General features: G+C 35.7%; 22 protein-coding genes and 1 pseudogene. 12 read left to right on the forward strand and 11 right to left on the reverse strand.

Annotated elements, in window-relative coordinates; genetic code table 11:
- Window positions 1-840: a sugar phosphate isomerase/epimerase family protein gene (locus Q5W13_RS14645; protein ID WP_304443498.1), complete on the reverse strand. Its 840-nt coding sequence runs from the start codon at window positions 838-840 to the stop codon at window positions 1-3.
- Window positions 841-939: 99 nt separating this feature from the next.
- Here Q5W13_RS14645 and mazG point away from each other — a divergent pair, with 99 nt between their 5' ends.
- The 5 genes from mazG to Q5W13_RS14670 all read left to right on the forward strand — a co-directional run bounded on the left by mazG (window position 940) and on the right by Q5W13_RS14670 (window position 5,634).
- Window positions 940-1,725, forward strand: a complete 786-nt coding sequence (gene mazG, locus Q5W13_RS14650; RefSeq protein WP_304443499.1) for a nucleoside triphosphate pyrophosphohydrolase — start codon at window positions 940-942, stop codon at window positions 1,723-1,725.
- 79 nt (window positions 1,726-1,804) lie between these two features.
- On the forward strand, window positions 1,805-3,175 hold the full coding sequence (locus tag Q5W13_RS14655) for an MATE family efflux transporter (RefSeq protein ID WP_304443500.1): 1,371 nt from the start codon (window positions 1,805-1,807) through the stop codon (window positions 3,173-3,175).
- A 1-nt stretch (window position 3,176) separates the two neighbouring features.
- Window positions 3,177-3,404: a DUF8828 family protein gene (locus tag Q5W13_RS14660; protein WP_038238904.1), complete on the forward strand. Its 228-nt coding sequence runs from the start codon at window positions 3,177-3,179 to the stop codon at window positions 3,402-3,404.
- 9 nt (window positions 3,405-3,413) lie between these two features.
- Window positions 3,414-3,995 (forward strand): phosphatase PAP2 family protein, encoded by a 582-nt coding sequence (locus tag Q5W13_RS14665; protein WP_304443501.1) that lies wholly within the window; start codon window positions 3,414-3,416, stop codon window positions 3,993-3,995.
- The gene (locus Q5W13_RS14670; RefSeq protein WP_304443502.1) at window positions 3,979-5,634 is read left to right on the forward strand and encodes an ArnT family glycosyltransferase; all 1,656 of its coding nucleotides are present in this window, start codon (window positions 3,979-3,981) and stop codon (window positions 5,632-5,634) included. Before Q5W13_RS14665 ends, Q5W13_RS14670 begins: the two co-directional genes overlap by 17 nt.
- A 29-nt stretch (window positions 5,635-5,663) precedes the next feature.
- On the opposite strand, the gene Q5W13_RS14675 is transcribed toward Q5W13_RS14670, so the two are convergent.
- The 3 genes and pseudogenes from Q5W13_RS14675 to Q5W13_RS14685 form a co-directional block, all read right to left on the reverse strand.
- Window positions 5,664-6,626: a glycosyltransferase family 2 protein gene (locus Q5W13_RS14675; protein WP_304443503.1), complete on the reverse strand. Its 963-nt coding sequence runs from the start codon at window positions 6,624-6,626 to the stop codon at window positions 5,664-5,666.
- Window positions 6,627-6,666: 40 nt separating this feature from the next.
- Window positions 6,667-7,714: pseudogene (meaB, locus tag Q5W13_RS14680) on the reverse strand (methylmalonyl Co-A mutase-associated GTPase MeaB).
- Between the two features lie 2 nt (window positions 7,715-7,716).
- Window positions 7,717-8,202 carry a DUF2911 domain-containing protein gene (locus Q5W13_RS14685; RefSeq protein WP_237332207.1) on the reverse strand — a complete coding sequence of 162 codons (486 nt, stop codon included), beginning with the start codon at window positions 8,200-8,202 and terminating at the stop codon, window positions 7,717-7,719.
- 229 nt (window positions 8,203-8,431) lie between these two features.
- On the opposite strand from Q5W13_RS14685, the gene Q5W13_RS14690 reads away from it, so the two are divergent.
- Entirely contained in the window at window positions 8,432-8,857 is a 426-nt protein-coding gene (locus Q5W13_RS14690) for an organic hydroperoxide resistance protein (RefSeq protein WP_304443504.1), read from the forward strand.
- 59 nt (window positions 8,858-8,916) lie between these two features.
- Here Q5W13_RS14690 and Q5W13_RS14695 read toward each other — a convergent pair whose 3' ends face one another.
- Window positions 8,917-9,819, reverse strand: coding sequence for an aldose epimerase family protein (locus Q5W13_RS14695; protein ID WP_304443505.1), 903 nt, complete (start codon window positions 9,817-9,819; stop codon window positions 8,917-8,919).
- Window positions 9,820-9,927: 108 nt separating this feature from the next.
- Here Q5W13_RS14695 and Q5W13_RS14700 point away from each other — a divergent pair, with 108 nt between their 5' ends.
- The 3 genes from Q5W13_RS14700 to Q5W13_RS14710 are packed head-to-tail and all read left to right on the forward strand — an operon-like array spanning window position 9,928 to window position 12,434.
- Window positions 9,928-10,470: an RNA polymerase sigma factor gene (locus Q5W13_RS14700; RefSeq protein WP_304443506.1), complete on the forward strand. Its 543-nt coding sequence runs from the start codon at window positions 9,928-9,930 to the stop codon at window positions 10,468-10,470.
- Window positions 10,454-11,038 (forward strand): hypothetical protein, encoded by a 585-nt coding sequence (locus Q5W13_RS14705; RefSeq protein ID WP_304443507.1) that lies wholly within the window; start codon window positions 10,454-10,456, stop codon window positions 11,036-11,038. The genes Q5W13_RS14700 and Q5W13_RS14705 overlap by 17 nt, the downstream gene beginning before the upstream one ends.
- On the forward strand, window positions 11,010-12,434 hold the full coding sequence (locus tag Q5W13_RS14710; protein ID WP_304443508.1) for a hypothetical protein: 1,425 nt from the start codon (window positions 11,010-11,012) through the stop codon (window positions 12,432-12,434). Before Q5W13_RS14705 ends, Q5W13_RS14710 begins: the two co-directional genes overlap by 29 nt.
- A gap of 89 nt (window positions 12,435-12,523) precedes the next feature.
- Here the strand turns inward: Q5W13_RS14710 and msrA are convergent, their stop codons facing one another.
- Together msrA and Q5W13_RS14720 are read right to left on the reverse strand one after the other, a co-directional pair.
- The gene (gene msrA, locus Q5W13_RS14715; RefSeq protein ID WP_304443509.1) at window positions 12,524-13,207 is read right to left on the reverse strand and encodes a peptide-methionine (S)-S-oxide reductase MsrA; all 684 of its coding nucleotides are present in this window, start codon (window positions 13,205-13,207) and stop codon (window positions 12,524-12,526) included.
- A 123-nt stretch (window positions 13,208-13,330) separates the two neighbouring features.
- Window positions 13,331-14,356 (reverse strand): malectin domain-containing carbohydrate-binding protein, encoded by a 1,026-nt coding sequence (locus tag Q5W13_RS14720; protein WP_304443510.1) that lies wholly within the window; start codon window positions 14,354-14,356, stop codon window positions 13,331-13,333.
- Between the two features lie 576 nt (window positions 14,357-14,932).
- Here Q5W13_RS14720 and Q5W13_RS14725 point away from each other — a divergent pair.
- The 3 genes from Q5W13_RS14725 to Q5W13_RS14735 all read left to right on the forward strand — a co-directional run bounded on the left by Q5W13_RS14725 (window position 14,933) and on the right by Q5W13_RS14735 (window position 16,751).
- Window positions 14,933-15,172, forward strand: a complete 240-nt coding sequence (locus Q5W13_RS14725) for a hypothetical protein (protein ID WP_194532162.1) — start codon at window positions 14,933-14,935, stop codon at window positions 15,170-15,172.
- A 650-nt stretch (window positions 15,173-15,822) separates the two neighbouring features.
- The gene (locus Q5W13_RS14730; protein WP_304443511.1) at window positions 15,823-16,062 is read left to right on the forward strand and encodes a hypothetical protein; all 240 of its coding nucleotides are present in this window, start codon (window positions 15,823-15,825) and stop codon (window positions 16,060-16,062) included.
- A gap of 434 nt (window positions 16,063-16,496) precedes the next feature.
- Entirely contained in the window at window positions 16,497-16,751 is a 255-nt protein-coding gene (locus Q5W13_RS14735; RefSeq protein WP_304443512.1) for a hypothetical protein, read from the forward strand.
- A 276-nt stretch (window positions 16,752-17,027) separates the two neighbouring features.
- Here Q5W13_RS14735 and Q5W13_RS14740 read toward each other — a convergent pair whose 3' ends face one another.
- The 4 genes from Q5W13_RS14740 to Q5W13_RS14755 all read right to left on the reverse strand — a co-directional run bounded on the left by Q5W13_RS14740 (window position 17,028) and on the right by Q5W13_RS14755 (window position 22,373).
- The gene (locus tag Q5W13_RS14740) at window positions 17,028-18,113 is read right to left on the reverse strand and encodes a sensor histidine kinase (RefSeq protein ID WP_304443513.1); all 1,086 of its coding nucleotides are present in this window, start codon (window positions 18,111-18,113) and stop codon (window positions 17,028-17,030) included.
- Between the two features lie 133 nt (window positions 18,114-18,246).
- Entirely contained in the window at window positions 18,247-19,638 is a 1,392-nt protein-coding gene (locus Q5W13_RS14745; RefSeq protein WP_304443514.1) for a Gfo/Idh/MocA family oxidoreductase, read from the reverse strand.
- A 79-nt stretch (window positions 19,639-19,717) separates the two neighbouring features.
- Entirely contained in the window at window positions 19,718-20,746 is a 1,029-nt protein-coding gene (locus Q5W13_RS14750; protein ID WP_304443515.1) for a sensor histidine kinase, read from the reverse strand.
- A 418-nt stretch (window positions 20,747-21,164) separates the two neighbouring features.
- On the reverse strand, window positions 21,165-22,373 hold the full coding sequence (locus tag Q5W13_RS14755; protein WP_304443516.1) for a sensor histidine kinase: 1,209 nt from the start codon (window positions 22,371-22,373) through the stop codon (window positions 21,165-21,167).
- Window positions 22,374-22,573: the final 200 nt, after the last annotated feature.

Consider the following 22,573-nt stretch of genomic DNA (forward strand, 5'->3'; position numbering starts at 1 on the left):
TTATAAGGCTTTAAGGAAGTTCATGTTATGTTTCATACTATCCATAGGCGTACTGGCATATTCTTCTTGTTCTATAAAAATATGTTTTACACCAGAGTCGGATTTGTGGTTCATCATCATAGCTATGTCTAGGCCTCCTTTACCAAATTCAGTGCTTACCTTTTCGTGCATGTTCATATCTTTCAAATGCCACAACGGAAAACGTTTAGGGTATTTTTCGAAATAATGTAGAGGGTCTTTTTCTGCAACAATTACCCACCCTAAGTCCAGTTCCATATGAACAAGGTCTGGGTCCGTATTGTCCATAAGAACATCATAAAGTACTTCGCCTGTATCAGATTCAAATTCGTATTCATGATTGTGGTATCCAAATTTCAATCCCAGTTTTTTACAAGATTCGCCAGCTTTATTAAAAGCTTCAGCTACCTTTTTGTAATTATCAATGTTTTGACCATTGCTAGGAAGGGAAGAGCAAATAACATATTCTTGACCGGATTCTACCGCTTGGCGCATGGTGTCATCAAAATCCTTGTCCAAAGCAACATGTCCGCTACAGAGTTCCATGCCCAAACTATCACAAGTATCTTTCATTTCTTTTGGAGAGAGACCGTAATAGAGGCCTTCTTTACTACGAGCCGATTCTATTTTTTTAATGCCGATAGAAGCAATTTGTTCTAATGTGCCTTTGGCATCTTTAGCCATTTCATCGCGAAAAGAGTAGAGCTGGACTCCAAATTTTTCGTTGGGAGCAATGGCAAAACTCATGGAAGGTATGAATAAGGTTCCGGCAGCAGCCAAACCTGACTTTTTTAAGAAATTTCTTCTGTTTGTATGAATCATAATAAGGTATAGGTAAGTCTTAGTAAAGACTTCTAAAATACTCTAAATTTTCGACACGTTAAAAGAAGGGTCTTTGTACTTTTACGCAAATTTTCAGGTATGAATACAAGACAGCAAAAACTAGAGGCATTTGACCGTTTACTGACCATTATGGACGAGTTGCGTGAGCAGTGCCCGTGGGATAAAAAACAGACCATGCAAACTTTGCGTCACCTAACTATAGAGGAGACGTATGAACTTGGTGATGCTATTCTTGAAGATGATTTGGAAGAAGTTAAAAAGGAGCTTGGTGATGTATTGCTCCACATTGTCTTTTACTCAAAAATAGGTAGTGAGACCAATGATTTTGATATAGCCGATGTTTGCAATGAAATATGTGAAAAATTAATAAACCGTCACCCTCATATTTATGGCGATGTAAAAGTAACTAGTGAAGAAGATGTAAAACGAAACTGGGAAAACATAAAACTTAAAGAAGGAAAAGGTAAAACTAGTGTTTTGGAAGGTGTACCCAAAGGTTTGCCGGCATTGGTGAAAGCAAGCCGTATTCAAGAAAAGGTTGCTGGTGTAGGTTTTGATTGGGAGAAGCCGGAACAGGTTTGGGAAAAGGTGCAGGAAGAACTATCTGAATTACGGGAAGAGGTAAAAGAACAAAACCAAGATAAGATGGAAGCCGAGTTTGGTGATGTCATGTTCGCTATGGTAAATTATGCACGTTTTCTGAATATAAGTCCTGAAAATGCCTTAGAACGTACCAATAAAAAGTTCATTGGTCGTTTTCAGTATCTAGAGACTAAAGCCAAGGGAATAGGTAAAGAATTAAAAGAAATGACCTTAGGCGAAATGGATGTATTTTGGGAGGAAGCCAAATTGGCCGAGAAATAATTCCTTAAAAAAAATATCAGGAAATAGGAGAGGGGGTAAAATCTCTTTTTCACCAGAAATCTTATTAAATAAATCAGTTTTGTTTCAGCAATATACTAAAGAATTTAGATATAATATAAAGCTCTCAGTGCCCGTAATATTGGGTATGTTGGGGCATACCTTTGTGCAATTGGCCGATAATATTATGGTAGGGCAGTTAGGTACGGCAGAACTAGCAGCGGTTTCTTTAGGTAATAGTTTTGTGTTCGTGGCCATGTCCTTGGGTATCGGTTTTTCAACAGCCATTACGCCTTTAGTTGCAGAAGCAGATGGTGCCGGTAAAAAAGAAGATGCCAAAAGTGCCTTAAAGCATGGTTTGGTTTTGTGTACTGTTTTAGGGCTGTTTCTATTTGGGGTCATATTTATAGCGAAGCCTTTAATGTACTCTATGCGCCAGTCCGAAGAAGTGGTGGCATTGGCTATACCGTATTTGGATTTAGTGGCTTTTTCATTGGTGCCTCTAATTATTTTTCAGGCATTTAAGCAATTTTCAGAAGGTTTGTCCCAAACCACATACCCCATGTATGCTACAATTATGGCCAATGTGGTGAATATAACTATCAACTATCTTTTAATATTCGGTTCTTTCGGTTTTCCTAAAATGGGAATTGTTGGGGCGGCTATCGGCACCTTGGTTTCACGGGTTTTAATGGTAGGTTATATCTGGTATTTACTCAGAAGTAAAAAGAAATTTCATGACTATGTAACCGGATTCGATTTCAAAAAGATAGAGAAAAAGGTTATCAAAAAAATTATAGATCTTGGCTTTCCATCGGCTTTACAAATGTTTTTTGAAGTAGCCATCTTTACAGCAGCCATATGGCTTAGTGGTGTTTTAGGAAAGAATGCTCAGGCTGCAAACCAAATAGCATTAAATTTAAGTAGCATGACCTTTATGTTTGGAATGGGATTGGGTATTGCAGCTATGATTCGCGTAGGAAACCAGAAAGGGTTAAGGAACTTCGTAGACCTACGGCGCATTGGGCTATCTATATTCTTGCTTACTTTTTTGTTAGAAGTGGTTTTTGCCGCTTTATTTTTACTGGGCAGACATTGGTTTCCGACTATATATTTAGATTTAGACGATGTAATGAATATTACGGATAATACCGAGGTAATTGCCTTGGCCGCAGAACTTCTTTTGGTAGCTGCCTTCTTTCAAATATCAGATGGCGTACAAGTGGTAGTATTGGGTGCATTACGCGGATTGCAAGATGTGAAAATACCAACACTTATAACCTTTATAGCCTATTGGGCAATTGGTTTTCCCGTAAGTTATTACTTAGGTTTGCATACGGAACTTAAGAGCACTGGTATATGGATAGGTTTGCTTACAGGACTAAGCGCATCGGCGGTTATGTTGTATATTCGCTTCAATTATTTGACTAAAAAGTTAATAGTAAATTCATAAAATGGAATTCCCAAAATTTTTGTTAGGTGATAATACAGATTATCCCACAGCCATATTTGTAGTACACACTGAATACCCAAGGTTCATAATCAATTTAGAGAACGATGAAGTAGAGTGGTTGGAAGACTTTTCTACAGAAGATGAAAAGGAATTAGAATCTGAAGCTGAGAGTCTTATAGAACAAGCCGGCGAATTTTATGACCGTGAGGTGGCCAGATACGAAGAATAATTAAAGAAGATGTGGCAAGAACTTATTCAACAAGATAAAGAACTCTTCCTTTTTCTAAACAATTTAGGGACCTCTAGTTGGGATGGTTTTTGGCTGTTTATTTCGGACAAGTTTAGTGCCATACCCTTGTATGCTGCCCTATTATTTTTAGCTTACAAAACCTATGGGCTAAAAAAGACTTTAGTCCTTTTGGTTACGGTTGTATTGTTAATTGTTGTTACCGATCAACTAGGTAACTTCTTTAAATATGGAGTACAGCGTTTGCGACCCTGTCATGACCCAGATTTGGATGGCTTGGTAAGATTGGTGAAATCATCTTGTGGCGGTAAATTCGGTTACTTTTCTGCACATGCGGCAAATAGTTTTGCAGTAGCATTTTTCTTTACTTTAGTGCTGAAGCATAAATATGCTTACATAGGATTTTTCTTGATGTCTTGGGCACTTCTAGTTGCTTACAGTAGAATCTATTTAGGCGTTCATTTTCCATTAGATGTGTTAACGGGTCTTCTAATAGGGTTGTTTTTTAGCTGGTTATTTTCTAAGTTGTATATATTTGCAATAGAGAAATATCTGTATGATATCGAACCTTAGGTATTGGTCTTTATTAGTGTTAATTGTTCTGGTCTACGTGGCCGGAATGTTTGTCACCCTCTTTGAAGCAGATTCCGCTCAATTTGCCGTAATGGCAATGAGAATGGTTCAAGAGAACGACTTTGTTAATCTTATAAAAGGTGGTGCGCAGTATCTTGATAAGCCACATTTACACTTTTGGCTGGCTGCTTTTTCCTTTAAAATTTTCGGATTATTTGATTGGGCATATAGAATACCCGCCATACTGGTCACTTTATTAGGGGCTTATAGTTGCTATGGGTTAGGTAAGTTACTTTATAATACCAATACTGGGAAATTGGCAGCTTTAATTTTCCTAACTGCACAAACCATAGTATTGTCGGTAATAGACGTTAGGACTGATGCGGTTCTTACGGCTTTCACCATTTTATCTATTTGGCAATTTGCTACTTACATTGAAAAACGGACTTTAATTTCCATTATAATAGGAGGGTTGGCAGCAGGTTTAGCCTTTTCGTCCAAAGGCCAGATTGCCCTTTTTGTAATTGGTGTGGCCATTATTTGTCATTTGAGCTATACTAGAAAATGGGAAAGTTTAGTTAGTTGGAAAGTTTTGGTGGGTCTCGCTTTTTTTGGAATAGCTATAGCTCCAATGCTGTATGCATATTATCATCAGTTTGATCTACATCCAGAAAAGGTAATTCGTGGAACTGCGAACCGCAGCGGTATTCTGTTTATATTCTGGGAACAGAGTTTAGAACGTACGGGAGGAGTAATGGGGGAGACCTCTAAAGACTATTTTTTCTTTTTCCATACCTTTTTATGGATTTTTATTCCATGGACCATTCCTGCACTCTTTGCGGTTGGCTCGCGGGTCAGAACATTGTTTAAATTGAAATTTTCTTATAATCCAAAGTATGAATTTTTGACTTTGGGTACGATTACTATATTTTTTATAGTAGCTAGTCTTTCTCAGTTTAAATTACCTCACTACCTAAATATAATTATTCCTTTATTTGCGGTGTTCACTGCATCGTACATAAATGATTTAATCAGATTTGATAAAAAAAAACCTCTCAAGATACTTTTAGGTTCGCAGTATTTTATTCTTAGTATAGTATTTACGGCAATTTTATTCATCTGCTTTTATGTATTCAAGTTCGAAAGGGTTATCGCTTCGATTCTTTTGATTGTTTTACTCATGGTCATCATTTATTTCTGTTTAAAAAAAGAAGCGCGTTTTCTACGGATTATCACCATATCAGTCTATAGTTCTTTGCTTTTAAATTCCGTATTGAATCTTCATTTTTACCCTGAACTTTTAAAATACCAAGCGGGTTCTAGTATGGCGGAAGTAGTGTCAGAAGAGCAAATACCTGTAGATCAGATTTATCGCATATCTGATTTTAATACATGGGCGTTAGATTTTTATAACCAGCATCCTGTGCGTCATAAATCATTAAAAGCTATTCAAGGGAAAAAAGATATTTGGATTTACGTAAATGATATAGATTTGCGAAGAGTTAAAGATGCCGGTCTTGATTGGGACCAGCAGTTTACTGAAAACGATTATCAGGTTTCAATGCTTAGTAAAGACTTTTTGAATCCTTCTACCCGAAAGAGAGCATTAAAGAAAATGCATCTTATTCACATTCGGTAAAAATAGCTTTAGGCATTACTAAAAGGTATCTACGATTTTATTTGGTCTCCAACCGCCACGTTCTTAATCCTATAAGGACGCTTATTCTGTGATTCATAATAGGTGCGTATCAATAGTTCCATAACAATACCAATAGTAAATAATTGAATCCCTGCCAGAATAAACATCATACCAAATGTTAGTAATGGTCTAGAACCGATGTCTTCTCCTAACCCAAATTTAACCACTAATAGGTGTGCGTTTATAATTATCCCAATTAATATTAGTACAAAACCAAAAATACCAAAGAAGTGAATGGGTCTTTGGAAATACTTTCTAATGAAGAGTAGTAGCATTATGTCCGCCACAACCTTAAAGATACGCTCCAAACCATATTTTGATGTCCCTGCATGTCTGGCATGATGTTTCACGGGCACTTGTTTGATACGTCCTCCCTCAAAATGTGCCAACAAAGTAATAAACCGATGCATTTCTCCGTAAAGGTTCAATTCTTTTGCTGTTTCTTTAGTAAAGATTTTTAGTGCACAGCCATTATCCTTAATGTCAAGTTTGGCCGTCCGGCGTATTAAGGCATTAGCTATTTTAGAAGGTATTTTTTTTACGAACGAATCTTTTCTTTCCGCACGAATACCCGTAACAAGATCATAATCTTCGTTTACAACATACGTCAACATCTTGGGGATATCACTCGGGTCGTTTTGCATATCACCATCCATGGTAATGATATATTCACCCTCTGCATAATCAATACCTGCTGCCAAAGCCAAACTTTGGCCATAGTTCCGTTTAAGACTAATGAGGTGTACTTTCTCATCTTTCATATTTTTGATAATCTTTCGAGTACCATCAAAAGAAAAATCATCTACATAAATAATCTGGTAATCGTAACCAACCAAGCTCTCGTGTATTCTGTCTGTAAGAAGAACAACATTTTCGGACTCATTAAAGACCGGTATAACAATAGAAAGAAGGGATGTGGTAACTAAATCCATCAGATTAAAAGAAGTTTGGCTCGCAAATTAAGCTAATTATTTAAGATCGGGTTTTAAAAATTGTTATCAATTGGTCTGCGGCATAAAAAGGTGAGATTTCTTTAGAAATTACCTGTTCAACATAACTGCCTATTTCTTTTGATATTTGGGAGTCACTAAAAAAATCTGACTTAAGTCTTTCCTCAATAGCTTCAAAGAGCCAGCTCTTATTTTGTTGTTTTCGCTTTTCGTTAAAATAGTCGGTCTCTTTACTTTTATCAATATAATCGTTAATGATGTTCCAAATTTCTACAATACCTGTGTTTTCTATAGAAGAGCAGAAAGACACTTTTGGTTTCCAACCATTTTCTTTTGGCGGGAATAATTGCAAAGCGCCTTCAAATTCGCTTTTGGCAATTTTTGCTTTGGCCATAGGTTATCTCCATCTGCCTTGTTAATTACAATACCATCTGCCATTTCAATAATGCCTCTTTTTATTCCCTGTAATTCATCGCCTGCACCTGCCAACTTTAAGAGAAGAAAAAAGTCTACCATGCCGTGAACGGTAGTTTCATTTTGCCCAACCCCTACGGTTTCTATCAAAATAACAGAAAAGCCCGCTGCTTCACATAAAATAATTGATTCTCTTGTTTTACGGGTTACGCCACCTAAAGATAAACCAGAAGGAGATGGGCGTATAAACACATTAGGGTCTTTTGCTAAAACTTCCATTCTAGTCTTGTCTCCTAAAATACTGCCCCTACTTTGACTGCTCGTTGGGTCTACCGTAAGTACGGCTACCTTATTTCCTTGTGAAGTTAACAGTTGGCCAAATATTTCTATAAAAGTACTTTTACCAACACTTATGGAACACCGGTTATACCAATACGAATGCTTTTAGTTGGGCGCTTTAAACATTGGGTAACAACCTTGTTGGCCTCCTCAATATGTTTTTTGTTATTACTCTCAACTAGTGTAATTGCTCTGCCAAGAGCGGTTTTATCCCCTTTACATAGGGCTTCAACCAATGTGGTAGGGTCAACAATATTTTTTCTCTTCTTTTGAATTTGAGAAATACCCTTTGCATCTGTATTTTTATTTTTCTCCAAACTTATTTACTAATAGGTACTTTAATTAGGGTTCTGTCCCAAGAAATAAGCATGTATAGTTGATTTTTCATGTCAAAATCTATGGTAAAATTTTCTATCGTTTCTGCGGTTTGCTCTGTAGGAATCTCAATCTCAACCACATCTTCCTCAGGAACTCGGTTGGTTTCTTTTCCTCCACTTAAAATACTTACCCCCCAGTCCGGTATGTCCTTATTAAAAATTACAGACCAACTTTGGCGGCTTGGTCTAGTCCATAATGAGTAGGTACCGGCAGGCAGATTTTCGCCAGCTATTTTTATATCATTAGTAGTAGAAAAGGTGGTGGGTTCGTTTGCTCCCGTCCGCCAAACGGCATCATAAGGCACAAGTTCACCAAATATTATTCTATCTTTTTTTGATGGACTGGAATAGGTTACTGACAGGTCCATTCCATTCTTTACATATGCCACTGTTTTTTCAGGGCTATTTTTTTTTGTTTGCGTTTTCATATAAGGGCTTATTACAAAAAAGAACAGAAGGCCTAATACTGCAAACGTGATAAGAGTCCACTTTAAAAATTTCATTGTTTTGCTATTGGTTAATCTAAGTTACGCATTAGGTGTTTAATCCATTCTTTTTTTGACGGGAAAGATGGTTTTCACATTAATTTAATAATTGAAGCTATAATTTTGTAATTACATAGCTTAACTTGAACATGTAATCATAAACTTATACGTAATGAAAACTATTTTTAAAACGGAAGCAACGAATACAGGAGGTAGAGCCGGTCATGTTAAAAGTGATGACGGTGCCGTAGATTTAGATATTAAGATGCCTGGTGCAAACGGAAAGACAGATGGCAAATCTACTAACCCGGAACAACTTTTCGCAGCGGCTTATTCAACTTGTTTTGCAGGAGCGCTTCAAGCGGTTTCAAAAGATCTTGGTGTAGATGATTTGGGCGATTTTAGCGTAACGGCTATAATCGGTTTTAATAAAGACGAAGATGGATTTTTTATCGATGCTACATTAGATTGCCTTTTACCTACCGTAGATAAAGCAAAAGGAGAAGAACTAATTAACGCTGCACACGAAATATGTCCTTATAGTAAAGCTACAAGAGATAATATTACCGTTGAGCTTAATTTAATGGTTGAAGCATAATAGGTGCATTTTATATTTTAAAGCCCTAAGAAGTATGACTTCTTAGGGCTTTTTTTTTGCTATGTAACCGAAAAGTGATACTTAGATATATTACTATATTCTTCATAAGGTTTTAAAACAGAACTGGGAAAGTTAGGCTGATTTGGTGCATCGGGAAAATTTTGGGTTTCAAAACAAATACCAAGAAATTCTGGTGGTGTATAAACAACAAGAGCAGGCTGGTTGGTTTGAACGGTCATAGTAATACCAGACCTTTTAGACTTGACCCGGGCTGCCAAATTGGTTTTGGGATGGATAGCGAATGGTACATCTAAAGGAGTATTTCCAATAGGTCTTTCTTCTAGAAAATTATAGGGAGTCCCTTTTACTGATACAAAATTTCCTGTAGGCAATAAATCTTTACCGCTTTCGGTAAAATGCGTACAATTCATTTGCAACAGATAATCTGCTATACCTTCTCCGTAATCTAGTTTAAAATAAGTATGATTGGTTAGATTCACAACCGTTTTACGGTCAGTCTCCGCCTTATGTTCAATAACTAAGGCATTGTTTTCTAACTTATAAGTTACGGTAACTTTTAAATTGCCAGGGTATCCTTCTTCTAGATGCTTGCTTACATAAGATAGTTTTATAAAAGGTTCAGGTCCATAATTGACTTCTTCAAATTTGCTTTTTTCTGCAAACCCTTTTTTGCCTCCATGTAAATGAACACCATTTACATTGTGTAAAGGATAGCTTTGCTGGTCTAAAACAAAACCACCTTTAGAAATTCGGCCAGCGTATCTTCCCACACAGGCTCCCAAACACTTCTTATCATTTTCATAAGCGCTAGGGTAATTGAAACCAACAACTACATTCGTGTAGTTCCCGTCTGTTCCTTTAACTAGTAATTTTTGAATTACAGCACCGTGATCTAGGACGATTAGGATAATGTTTTCGGATTGTATAGTAACTTGTTTCAAATGTATCTTATTAAAATCTCTACAAAATTATGTGTTTTTTGCAACACAAACGTATTTCTTTCGTCCTTATAATAGAATAGACCCAAAACAGACAACGAAACCCGACCAATGTTTCAGATTGATGTAGTAGAACAGTGTAAAAATAATAACAGAAAAGGACAGCTAAAACTGTACCGGCAATACTGTGATGGTATGTTCTGTGTGGCTATGCGGTATGTAAAAAACGCTGATGATGCAGAAGATATTTTGCAAGAATCTTTTCTAAAGGCTTTTCAGAGAATAGAGCAGTATGAAGGCAACGTTACGTTTGGTGCTTGGCTTAAAAGAATAGTTATCAATAAATGTATTGATTTTTTAAAGTCGAAAAAACATGAAACTATTGAATTTGAAGAGCGTCATCTGCCGGTGATGGAAGATGAAGATTGGTCTGTAGATGATGGTGTTACAGCAAAAGAGATTAAGGCAGCAATGGAAGGATTGCCAGAAAAATATAAATACGTAGTAATGATGTATTTGTTAGAAGGTTATGATCATGGCGAAATATCGCAAATATTAAGTCTAACCGAAACCACTTGTCGGACTAGGCTTTTACGAGGGAAAAGGTATTTGAAGCAATTACTGAAAGAAAAGAATAATGGCGCAAGATATTAGGGAAATTTTCGGGAACGAAGAGGAGGAGGGCAGGCCAAGTTTAAAAGCAGGTCATGAAGAGCGGTTTCTTAAACGTTTGGAAGCAGAACTACCGGAGCAAAAGAAAAAGAAGTTGCCATATTTAAAAATCGCAGCTTCGGTCATATTGCTATTGGGATTTGGAAGCTACTTTTTTTGGCAAGAAAACTCATCTTTTCCAGAAGAAATCGTAGTTGAAAAACAAACAGAAGTTATTAAAGTAGAAAAGTTATCGTTGGGAGACCTTTCGCCTGACTTAAAAAAAGTGGAGAATTATTATATGGCCAGTATTAACCTAGAAATATCAGGACTGGAAGTTTCGGATAAGAATAAAGCGCTCATAGATAGTTTTATGGGAGAGTTGAGCGAATTAAATCATGAATACGGACGGTTGAGTAAAGAGTTGAATGAAGTAGGCCCTAATGACCAGACGATTACCGCAATGATCAAAAACTTGCATTTACGCTTACAATTATTATATAGGCTTAAAGAAAAATTGAATCAATTAAAATCATCAAAAAATGAAGCAGTTAAAGAGACTAGTGTTTAAGTCCCTAACGGTTGCCCTGTGCCTCATCAGCATAGGGGCCTATGGGCAAATAAGGGAACGAGTAAATACAGAGAGTTTTAATGTTGAAAATAACGCCATTCTAGACATTAATACGAGTTATGCTGATATTGAGTTTGATACATGGAATAAAAATCAAGTTAGCATTGAAACTACTATTCAGTTAGAAGGAGCAACAGATAAAGAGGCAGAAGCCTATTTTACTAGGGAAGGTTTTTCTATTATGGGGAATAGTAAAAAAGTAGTAGTTACTAGTCATAACGATAACTCATGGTCAACGAATTCATTTGTTGATGTTGACGATTTACATATTGAAATTCCTGAAGTACCAGAATTTGATGCATTTGAATTTGATTTTTCAGAATTACCGGAAATGCCAATGCCTCCTGAACCACCTATGCCGCCAGCTCCAAATCCAAATTTTGACCATGAGGCTTTTGAAAGAGAGGGGGACGTCTACTTAAAGAAGTGGCAAGAAGATTTTCAGAAAAATTTTGGAAAGCCCTATGAAAAAAGTATGGAAGAATGGCATCAAAAAATGGAAGCAAAACATGAGAAGGTACGTGAGCGGCATGAAAAAGAGTTAGAACACAGAATGGAAGCCCAAAAAAAACTAATAGAGTCAAGGTTAGAAAAGAGAGCAGAGCGAGAAGAACGGAAAGCAGAGGCCATGGAAGAGCGCATGGAAGAGCGCATGGAAGATGAAATAGAGTATAACAAGAGGCACTCTTCAAATACCTTTTATTATAAAAGGGGAGGGGAAAGTAGAAAATACAAGGTAAAGAAGACTATAAAGATTAAAATGCCCAAATCGACTAAGATAAAAATGAATGTGCGCCATGGTGAGGTGAAACTAGCGGAACATACTACTAATATGAACGCTACGCTTTCTCATGCAAAATTATGCGCAGCAACCATAGATGGGGATGAGACCAAGGTATCGGTTTCGTATTCTCCCATTAGCGTCCAAAAATGGAATTATGGACAATTGCGAGCGGACTATTCCGAGAATGTTGACCTAGAAGAAGTTCTTAACCTCCGGTTAAGTTCTAGGTCTTCTGAGGTGACTATAGAAAACCTTATGAAGACCGCTTTTGTAACCCATAATTTTGGTTCGCTATTTATTCATAATGTAGCCGATGATTTTGATACTCTTGATGTTACCCTTCAAAATGCAGAATTTGAATGCAGTCTACCTGAAGTAGAATCAAAAATTTATATGAACGGAACTGCGTCTGAATTCGTAGTTCCTTCTAAACTGAAATTAGATAAAACTACCAATCAGGGTAGTGTGGTTTATAAGGGTAGTGCGGATCAAAAGAATCCGAGTAAGTCTATAAACATCAATGCGCAATACAGCGAAGTAGTTCTACAATAGGATTAGTATTGGCCGTAGAATGCTATTGCTCCCAAAAAAAACAGCCTCGAAGGGCTGCATTTTTTTTAATCGAAATTTAAGGCACTCAATTAATGAGCATCTTCCTTTAAGTATTCTTTAAAATTTTCTTTGAAACGATTTAATCTTGGAACAGACACATTAGTAATGTATGAGTTTTTAGGATGCTTACGTTCATAATCTTGGTGATAATCTTCCGCATCATAGAATTTTGTAAATTCGGTCACTTCTGTCGTAATGGGAGCACCATCATAAACGTTTTGGTCTTTCAAAGCTTTTATGTAACCCTCAATAATCTGTTTCTCTTTATTGGTTTTATAAAATGCAACAGATCTATATTGAGTTCCGCGATCTGGTCCCTGAATATTAAGCGTCGTAGGGTCATGAGACCCAAAAAATACTTGTACTAGAGCGGTAAAGGAAATAACTTCTGGATCATAATAAACTTTAACAGCCTCAGCGTGGCTGGTCATGCCTCCTCCAACTTGTTCATAAGTTGGGTTTTTTTCAGTACCACCAGAATAGCCTGAAACAACTTCTTTAACTCCTTTTACACTTTCAAATATGGCTTCTACACACCAAAAACAACCACTTGCGAAATATGCAGTTTCAAATTTGTCTAAATCTTGGCTGGTTAGTTTAGTAATCTGTTCTTTTTTCTGTGGTTCTTGACCAGATTCTTTTTTTTCAACGTGAGATTGGCAAGAAGTGCCTATAAAAAGTGATAAGGTAACAAGTATAGCTTTAAATATCATTCTACTATTTTTTAATGAATTAGTATGGTTTATATACGTTTCCTTACTCGTAAAAGTTCAAAAAATAGGTCTTCAGAGAATTTTCTCTGAAGACCTATTACTATTAAACGTTAAGTTTTCTTATTAAGAACCGATTGTTCCAGTACCGAAAATTTCGATAGCTGAAATTTTTGGTTTGTTAACAGTAGCTTCTAACATAATATTTAATTCTCCATCAATAACTTCAACATCGTACATACGTGTCCCAGCTGATGCAGGACCATCTTCCTTAAAGAGATCGTATCCTGTGAATATTTCCATTTCTTCCATAGAGATGTTGAAGATTCTACTTCCTACTCCTCCTTCTAGACCTTGAGGATTTTCAACACCCCAATAAATTTCAGCAAAATATAATTTTACTGTATATGTTCCATTGGTAAGAGGAATGTCATATGTAGTTGGACCTTTAGACATTGGGCCATCTGCGGAAACTCGTTCAGTTAAAAAGATTTCGTCCATTTCTGTACCTTCTATTTCAGTTACAAAAGGATTTGAGAAAATTTGACTATTAGCACCAAAGTATTGATCTTCTAAAAACGTGACATCCCCGTAAGTCACTTCAGGGCCTCCGCAATTTATTCTGAGCAATGTTGGACCAGCTTCTACCGTTGACTGGGCTGCTTCTTGAGCAGGGTTGGATTCATCCGGGTTAAAAGTTATTTCAACAGTGCTTGTTATAGCTACTCCGTCTAAAGTTCCAGATACCACAATACTTTCTTCTACAGTACCACTTACGGTTGCAGTATAAGTACCGTCTGCGTTGTCTGTAACATCAGTTAAAGTTGACGATCCGGTAGATGATAAGGCAACTACGCCTCCACTTACGGTTAATTTTTTTCCATCGGCATCAGCCAATTGAACAGTTATTGTTGATGTACTTACCCCGTTAGCGTGAGCTGCAGCCGTAGCATCTATGATGGTATTCTCATTTGTTGGGTCAGGTACTGGAGCTGGCTCAGGCTCAGGCTCAGGCTCTGGTTTCGGGTCTGGATCTGGTGTTTGTTCTGTTTCGGTTCCTCCATCATCGCTGCTACAAGCTACCGGTACCATAATGAACGATACAAACAACATCGAAAGCAAAAACCATTTTGTAATTAAATTACGTCTCATAATTTAGGGATTTTAAATTTATCTATTTTCTTTTTCAAAAGAATGTGCAAATTATTCATTTAGATGTATCAGTCCAATAATATTAACTAATAATCGTCAAAAGTATGCTCATGATCGTTGGTTCATCAATTTTGTATGTAAGCTGAATAGTACATACACTGAAAATTATCGTTTTTTATTGTAGGGCACCCAAAATAGAAGAGAGAAGAAGCCTTCCTTTATATATAGATGTTTTTACCGAATCTCAAAGTTGATATCTATTAAGGAACAGCTTCTGCGTAAAACCTAGCTTTTTCTAGGCAGAGATAGCATAGTTACCATATAGGATTAACTACTAAAACCTTTGTTAAAGGTGTAGTAGAGTAAAAAGACACTTCTTCAAAATTATAAAGCGCTTAATTTCGGATTAAAAGCACAATGGTTCGGTAAAGTGTTTTTTAGGTCATTCACGTTCACCGATGGTTTTTTACACTTGAACCGAAGTTGTGCCGATAACCGAAAATAAGAGGTTTTTCAGCGAACGGAACCTCGGTAGAATAGGGTCTGCGGCGTTTTATATATATAAACGCCCAAGTCATGAAAACTATCGCAACTTTAATTTTTGTTCTTTTTATCGGAGTAACTGCTCAAGCTCAAACAGCCACTGAAGAGGTTAAGGTTAATACTATTGAAATGACAATCGTTACTGAAACGTCTACTGAAGAAGTTAGTTTAGAAAGTACTTTAGAAGTTGCTCGTTTATATAAGAGAGATAATGCTAGAGTAACTAAGGCGCTTTCTTTCACAACAAAAAGAAACAAAGCTAAAATGGCTTAATCATTTGTTCACCAACAACCAACTCTACCGCAAAGCACTAAATTCTATATTTCAGAAACTGACTTTCTAAAACCCAAGAGATACTTTACAATTTAATTGTTTTGATTCTTTTTCTAGACAAAAGCCTCTAATTAATAGGTATGCGCTATTGTAAAAATAGACTTGGGGTTCAGCCATATCTTTTTACATAGTTATTCAATATTATAAAACACGTTGCGTGGTACATTTATATATTAGAAAAGAAGAATACAGTTTGGTTTACTAGTTCCTTTAGTATTGTTAAAGGAGAAACTTTAATATGTATGGAGGTGACCTTTGAGAATTAGCAGCTTTTTCTTTTTCGCTACGTTTATGTTTCTGGGCGGTTTCAGATGGAGCTTGGCCAGAATGTATCAAATTAAAGCAATCATAACTTAATGATAGTATTGTATTAGCTGTATCCTAGTTTTTCATAGTAGGAAGAAATGAGTTCTTTTCGGATTAAAAGCACAATGTTTCGGTAAAGTGTTTTTGAGGTCATTCGCGTTCACCGATGGTTTTTTACACTTGAACCGAAGTTGTGCCGATAACCGAAAATAAGAGGTTTTTCAGCGAACGGAACCTCGGTAGAATAGGGTCTGCGGCGTTTTATATATATAAACGCCCAAGTCATGAAAACTATCGCAACTTTAATTTTTGTTCTTTTTATCGGAGTAACTGCTCAAGCTCAAACAGCCACTGAAGCAGTTAAAGTTAATACTATAGAAATGACTATCGTTACTGAAACGTCTACCGAAGAAGTTAGTTTAAAAAGTACTTTAGAAGTAGCTCGTTTATACAAGAGAGATAATGCTAGAGTAACTAAAGCACTTTCTTTTACAACAAAAAGAAACAAAGCTAAAATGGCTTAATGACAATTAGCTTTTCGTTTTAAGTTATTTAATTCACTAAGTAATATCTCTTTGCTTAAAACTATACTTACTTTCTTCTTATCAAATTCTAATTATATTATCAGCTTCTAAATCATTTCTTTTCAACGGTTATTTTTAAAGAATTAATAGCAAAGTTTAAACTATTTAATCTGATTTATTAATTCTTTAGATTATAGTTGCTTAAAATTCTTTTTTCTTTAGCAATCATCATTCATTTAAGTAGACCCTTGAAAAAGTAAATCGACTAAAACCATATAACGCGGAATAAAGTTTGGCATTTGCATTTCATTTACCGAGGATAATAAACAGTTTGTCAGAAATTATTTCAGACGCCTAATATTACTACAGTTCAGCGATTTACGGTAAGGTTTGTGTCACTTTGTGATTACCTTTATACAACCCAAATTAATATTATGAAATCTATTTTAATCTTGCTATTTGTTTTAAACTTCGGAGTCTCTGCTCCCCCTAATACAATAGTCAATGTTAAAAATTACGTTTTTGAAATGGGTTCTGTTTTGGCTTCTGGCTCTTGTGATGTTGAGACTATTAAGAAAGCTGAAATTAGTACCAAAAGCAGCTTAGTAAGATTATATAAATTGAAAGAATATAGAGTAATGAAAGCGTTGGCTTTTGTTACCAAATTGGATAAGCCCCGCTTAGTATAACCTTGAAAATAATTGTTATGATTGTATTTATTCTGGTAATAGCTCTAGCCTTAATTTTGAGCCATGTTCTATTATTTCCCAAGACAAAAGGAGTATTACGTTCTTTAAAGCTACCTTTAAAAAGGTAATTTCTATATCTAGGTGATGTTTATGCCACACTAGTTATCTGATCTCTTATTTCCTTAAATTTTATAGTGTAGTGTGTTCCTTTTTGAGTTAGGTCTCGTATAATGGAACCTTGTAATTGTCTTGACAAGTTATGTATCAACTTCAGTCCTAATGATTTGGAGTTTTTGTGAGTAACGTCTTTAGAAAATCCTGGCCGTCATCACCCATATAGAGAATAAACTCATTATCGTCGGTTTTTCTAAGCTTAATATGTATCTCTCCTTTATTTTTATCTACAATGCCGTATTTTAAGGCATTAGTTACTGTTTCGTTTATTAATAGACCCAGAGGTATAGCGGTATCTATATTCAATTTAACATTAGGTATATCTATATTCAATGTAATATTACTACTAGTTCCTTTTATAGAGCGAACCAAATATTCTGCAAGCTCTTGTACATAAGATTTATATTCAATTTTAGAAAGGTCTTCACGCATATAGAGCATTTCATGCACTATAGCCATTGTAATTACTCGGTTTTGGCTACTTTTCAATAGACTTTTAACGTCTTTGTCTTCAATACCTCTTGATTGTAGACTTAATAAACTAGATACGGTTTGTAAATTGTTTTTTACTCTGTGGTGTACTTCTTTAATTAAGGTTTCTTTTTCTTGTATTTTTTCTTCAAGTTCATTTTTAGTCTTGTATAAGTTGTGATGTGCGTGAAGTAAATTTTTCCCAAAAACACCGCCTAAAAGGTAGACTGAAAATAAGACGCTGAGAAGAGCGAATAGGTTCTTGGAAGATTCTGGAACAACATCTTTGACAAAATTAAAATCTGCTACGCTCTGTGAATATATGAGTACTATTATCAATAGGTTTAAGTTTAAATAAAGTGTACCATAGGCTCTTGTAGTAACGTACCCGGCAACTACAATAAGGGCAAGTACAAAAATAAATGGGCTATTGATTCCGCCACTATACAATGTTACAATACTGGCTCCGGCTAACGTCATCATGGAAACAATATTATAGGTTAGCGTAAGACTCTTGTGGTACTTGTATAATAAAATGTTGATAATGTTTAGGATACCAAAAGAGAGGAAGGTATAGGGAATAACTTCAGTAATGTCTAAAAGAAAGAAACATAGCCCACCAAAAATGAGAGAAAGGATAGAGGAATAGTAGTTGACTTTTAAAACTAGCCTTACCCTACTCTTTAATCTTTTTTCTAAATCGGTACTTTGTTGCATGAAAGGGTAATTTATTTTTCTCTCTATTTATTTAGGTAATACTTTTTTTATTACGGTAAATCTAGATGTGTTTAATGGTATACTTAAAAAAGTAAGCGAAATACTACCTCTAAAACTAAGTAATTAACTTTTGTTATCGTTTTTTTTGAGGGACTAAATCTGTAAGCTCTGAAATTTGTATGGCTTTTTTCTGTTCAATGCTACGTCTTGCTCCAATACCAATGAGAATTGACATTGCACCATCTCTAATACCTGCGGTTCTACCGTAAGGATCTTCTATGTCTGAAGTCTTGAATATTTTGTCTTGCAAGCGTTTATCACCGCCACCATGGCCTTGTTTCTCCATAGGTACTTGTATGGTTTCATGTTCCTTCCAGAGTTTATGCACTATGATGGGCTCATAGGATAGTTCTTCTTTGTTGGTCTGATCCATTTCATTGGTATGTTTTTCGGCTTCAGAAACGGTAATATTAGTATGGTAGGGAATATCTTGAGACGCTTCAATACGGCCTTTTGTGCCATTAAAAGCTACTCTCCAGCCCTCAAAAGGGGAGTAGGTAGTAAGGGAGTAATTTAGAGTAGTATTGTTGGTATATTTTACCTGTGCAGACATTTTATCATATATATCTATGTCTTTTCGGAACAGACAGTTATCACGTATGTAGCCGTCTTCTTGTTCGTGGTCTACATAAAGTTCTTTCATAAATTCATTTTGGGTAATATCCCAATAAAAATCGCATTCATTACTATGTTTGCAGGTACGGCAATTATTTCCTCTGAAAGGACCATTTTTTCCGTAGAACTCTAAATCTCCATAAGCGAATACTTCACTAGGTTCAGAATCTATCCACCAGTTAAGTAAATCAAAATGATGAGTGGATTTATGTACCCAAAGAGATCCGCTACTTTCCATTTCGCCATGCCATCTTCTAAAATAAGAAGCACCATGGTAGGTGTTAAGGTACCAGCTGAAATCTACCGATACCAAATCGCCAATAGTTTTGTCCATCAAGAGTTGTTTAATCTTAGTGGCGTAAGGGCTCCATCTATAATTAAAACCTACAATTAAGTTTTTATCGGATTTTTTCTCAGCATCTAAAATAGCCTGACACTTAATTTCATCTACGGTAAGGGGCTTTTCAGTTAGTACATCGCAGCCCATTTCTAAACCTTTTATTATAAATTGATGATGGGTAGAGTCTTTTGTAGTAACAATAATAAGGTCTGGACGAGTATCCTTCACCATTTTCTCAAAGTCGATAAAAACAGGGCAGGCGACACCAATATATTTTTTACCATAAGCCAGCCTACTATTATTTATATCAGAAAGGCCTACAAATTCAATAATATCGGAGTACTCGTCAACTAATCTTTTACCCCAAAATGTGATGCCTCGTATTCCCGTTCCAACAAGGGCAACCTTAAGTTTTTTTGATGAGCCAAAATCAAAAGCATATAATGGCATAGCAGAACTGGCAGCAAGCATGCTTATGGAAGACAGGAACTTTCGTCGAGAATTTTTCATATGGTGGTTCTATTGTTCACTAAATATATAGATTTTATAAGCAACAAAAGGAAATCGTATTTTAATGATAAATTACCCATTAATTTAGTAAATGCCGCTCTTTGTCTTTAAAAATAATATGGTAACCAGTTCCGTTTTCTGTTTTAATCCGTGATACAGAACCTCTTAACTGGCGTCCTAGATTGTGCATAAGTTTAAGTCCTAAGGATTTGGTGGTTTTATGGTTTATCTCCGCAGGAAAACCTACTCCATCATCGGTAATATCTAGAAAATAACTTTGAGATTCTTCTGCATTTTCTTTAAGGAGAATGTCTATTCTACCAGCTGTATTTTCTGGAAATCCATATTTTAAAGAATTTGTAACCGCTTCATTAATTAGCAAACCTAAAGGAATTGTTGTATCCAAACCTAGATTAACATCTGGCATATCTATGTTTACGGTAACATCTAAGTTTTTACTGTTGGCAGATTTTACCAAGAAATCAGTCAGTTCTTTTAAGTAAGGCTTAAAGGCAATCTGAGAGATGTTATCCTGCATGTAAAGCATTTCATGAATCATAGCCATAGAATTAATTCTATGCTGACTACTAATAGCTAGTTCTTTTATTTTAGCATTGGTAGTATTTTTTGATTGTAAACTTAACAGACTGGATACGGTCTGCAGATTGTTCTTTACCCTATGATGTACTGTTCTAAGAAGTAATTCTTTCTCCGCAATACCTTCTTCTATTTTTGTTTTTGACGTTTCTAGTCTTTCATGAGTAAGTAAAAGATGTTTGCCAAAAACAACAAACAATAAATAAGAGCAAAAAATGATGCTTATGAAGCTGAAAAGGTCTCTTGAGTTTTCCGGTACCTCATTGGGAATTGAGAGGTATTCACTTGCGGCATATATCCCAATGGTAACAAGCAAGATTATCGTTAGGTATATTTTTCCAAAAAAATGACCTGTCATATAACCACCCAGAATAATAATACTAAATACAAAAATAAACGAACTGTTAATACCTCCGCTAAAGAGGGTTACTACCACTGTACCAATAAGTGATAAAGCAGATCCAATAACAGATGTAATGAGTAGCTTGTTATATTTCTTATACAGAAACATATTGACTAGGTTCAGCACCGCGTATAATAGAAATGTAGCAGGCAGATAGCCCACCACTCCCAACATATAAAGGACTATGCCTACTAAAAATGAAAGAGCAGATGAAGAATATGCAAAGTTTATTAGCAGCCTGCTTTGGCTGTCTAATCTGCTTTGAAACGTATTCATGTTAGGCATTACTAATTATATTGAAGCCGAAGTGGAAAAATTACACCCCAAATAGCAAAATAGTACAACTATGGCAATTTTAGCCATGAAATTATACTATAATAGGGACAATTTTAAAAATGATAAGCTGGGGCTTCTGTCAGAAATCTACAAATTTATTCCGAATTATCTGTCATTTTATGACAGAAAAACCTAAATTAAAATAAAGGAAAATAATTGTAGACAAAAACAGTGTCAGCTAATATAATACTTACGTATTAAATTGGCTTGCTATATCTTGAAATACTAGTTTATAGGTTGTGCCTTCAGTAGTTGGGAGGCGCTCTATTGTTCCTTGTAGTTGTCTTGCAAGATTATGAATTAGTCTTAATCCCAGTGTGTTAGAGTTCTTAAAGTCAAAGTCTAATGGAAAACTAGCTCCGTTATCACTAATTTTAAGGATAAATTTATTTTGATATCTTTTTTCGAGTTCAATCGTAATTTTACCCACTTCCATATCTTTAAAGCCATACTTAATGGAGTTGGTCACTGTTTCATTGATTAATAAACCCAAGGGAATGGCAGTATCAATACTCAACCAAGTATCGGGAATATCTATAGCAACATCTATCTTCCTGTCTTTTCGTTCTACTGTTCTTAGAAGAAATTGTGTAAGCTCTTGTACGTACGATCCAAATTCAATTTTAGAGAGGTTGTCGCGAACATAGAGCATTTCGTGAATCATAGCCATTGCGGTCACCCTATTTTGACTACTTTTTACTAATTCTTTAATTTGTTCGTTAGGCGTGTTTCTGGCCTGTAGGTTCAAAAGACTGGAGACGGTCTGTAAATTGTTTTTAACCCTATGATGTACCTCTCGCAAAAGGTTTTCTTTTTCGTCTACACTTTTTTCTATCTTGGCTTTTGATTTATACAGCTTGTGGTGCGTATTCAATAGGTTTTTACCTAGCACACCACCTAGTAAATAAACTGAAAATAATATACTGATCAGGCTAAATAAATCTCTGGAACTCTCTGGAACTTCATTTACTATAAAATCAAAATTGGCATAATCAATAAGATATATTAAGATTATAGTACTAATGATAAGGTAAAGGTAAACCTTGCCAAATACCCTTGTAGATATATAACCTGCTAGTACAATAAGGCCAAGAATAAAAATAAACGGACTGTTTATGCCTCCACTAAAAAGTGTGATTACAATGGTGCTTAAGAACGAAAGTGCAGAGGTACCAATTGCCATTGCCGTAAGGTTCTTATGCTTATTAAAAGCCGCTACGTTCAATAAATTTAGAACAAAATAGAAATAGAAAACATAAGGAATGGTGCCACTCATATGAATGGCGTAAGAGCAGATTAGGCCTATAATTAGACTAAGTGCAGAGGATATATAGTTGAACTTTAGTAATAATTTGGTCTTATCGCTAATCCTGTTCAGCTGTGTTTTTGGCTTTCGCATGTAAACGTTTTCGGTATTCATTTAAAAAAAAGAAGTGAATCCGCGTTTAAAATGCGACACTTCCACAAAGATACAACACACTTTAATTTTAAAGTGGAGGCATTTCTGGAAGTTAAATTCTGAATAAACTAGGTATAGAGTTGCTTGACTAACCGCAACTTTACCTTGGGGGTAATTTATTCATAGCCCTGCAATAGTAG

It is taken from the genome of Zobellia laminariae (assembly GCF_030553095.1).
Taxonomy (GTDB): domain Bacteria; phylum Bacteroidota; class Bacteroidia; order Flavobacteriales; family Flavobacteriaceae; genus Zobellia; species Zobellia laminariae.

Excerpts from the sequence above, each read along its gene's own strand:
- msrA (WP_304443509.1), bottom strand. The coding sequence starts at position 13,207 with ATGATATTTAAAGCTATACTTGTTACCTTATCACTTTTTATAGGCACT.
- Q5W13_RS14675 (WP_304443503.1), bottom strand. The coding sequence starts at position 6,626 with ATGGATTTAGTTACCACATCCCTTCTTTCTATTGTTATACCGGTCTTT.
- Q5W13_RS14745 (WP_304443514.1), bottom strand. The coding sequence starts at position 19,638 with ATGAAAAATTCTCGACGAAAGTTCCTGTCTTCCATAAGCATGCTTGCT.
- Q5W13_RS14755 (WP_304443516.1), bottom strand. The coding sequence starts at position 22,373 with ATGCGAAAGCCAAAAACACAGCTGAACAGGATTAGCGATAAGACCAAA.
- Q5W13_RS14710 (WP_304443508.1), top strand. The coding sequence starts at position 11,010 with ATGAAGCAGTTAAAGAGACTAGTGTTTAAGTCCCTAACGGTTGCCCTG.
- Q5W13_RS14725 (WP_194532162.1), top strand. The coding sequence starts at position 14,933 with ATGAAAACTATCGCAACTTTAATTTTTGTTCTTTTTATCGGAGTAACT.
- Q5W13_RS14690 (WP_304443504.1), top strand. The coding sequence starts at position 8,432 with ATGAAAACTATTTTTAAAACGGAAGCAACGAATACAGGAGGTAGAGCC.
- Q5W13_RS14750 (WP_304443515.1), bottom strand. The coding sequence starts at position 20,746 with ATGTTTCTGTATAAGAAATATAACAAGCTACTCATTACATCTGTTATT.
- Q5W13_RS14670 (WP_304443502.1), top strand. The coding sequence starts at position 3,979 with ATGATATCGAACCTTAGGTATTGGTCTTTATTAGTGTTAATTGTTCTG.
- Q5W13_RS14685 (WP_237332207.1), bottom strand. The coding sequence starts at position 8,202 with ATGAAAACGCAAACAAAAAAAAATAGCCCTGAAAAAACAGTGGCATAT.
- Q5W13_RS14740 (WP_304443513.1), bottom strand. The coding sequence starts at position 18,113 with ATGCAACAAAGTACCGATTTAGAAAAAAGATTAAAGAGTAGGGTAAGG.
- Q5W13_RS14720 (WP_304443510.1), bottom strand. The coding sequence starts at position 14,356 with ATGAGACGTAATTTAATTACAAAATGGTTTTTGCTTTCGATGTTGTTT.
- Q5W13_RS14705 (WP_304443507.1), top strand. The coding sequence starts at position 10,454 with ATGGCGCAAGATATTAGGGAAATTTTCGGGAACGAAGAGGAGGAGGGC.
- Q5W13_RS14665 (WP_304443501.1), top strand. The coding sequence starts at position 3,414 with ATGTGGCAAGAACTTATTCAACAAGATAAAGAACTCTTCCTTTTTCTA.
- mazG (WP_304443499.1), top strand. The coding sequence starts at position 940 with ATGAATACAAGACAGCAAAAACTAGAGGCATTTGACCGTTTACTGACC.
- Q5W13_RS14735 (WP_304443512.1), top strand. The coding sequence starts at position 16,497 with ATGAAATCTATTTTAATCTTGCTATTTGTTTTAAACTTCGGAGTCTCT.
- Q5W13_RS14730 (WP_304443511.1), top strand. The coding sequence starts at position 15,823 with ATGAAAACTATCGCAACTTTAATTTTTGTTCTTTTTATCGGAGTAACT.
- Q5W13_RS14700 (WP_304443506.1), top strand. The coding sequence starts at position 9,928 with ATGTTTCAGATTGATGTAGTAGAACAGTGTAAAAATAATAACAGAAAA.
- Q5W13_RS14660 (WP_038238904.1), top strand. The coding sequence starts at position 3,177 with ATGGAATTCCCAAAATTTTTGTTAGGTGATAATACAGATTATCCCACA.
- Q5W13_RS14645 (WP_304443498.1), bottom strand. The coding sequence starts at position 840 with ATGATTCATACAAACAGAAGAAATTTCTTAAAAAAGTCAGGTTTGGCT.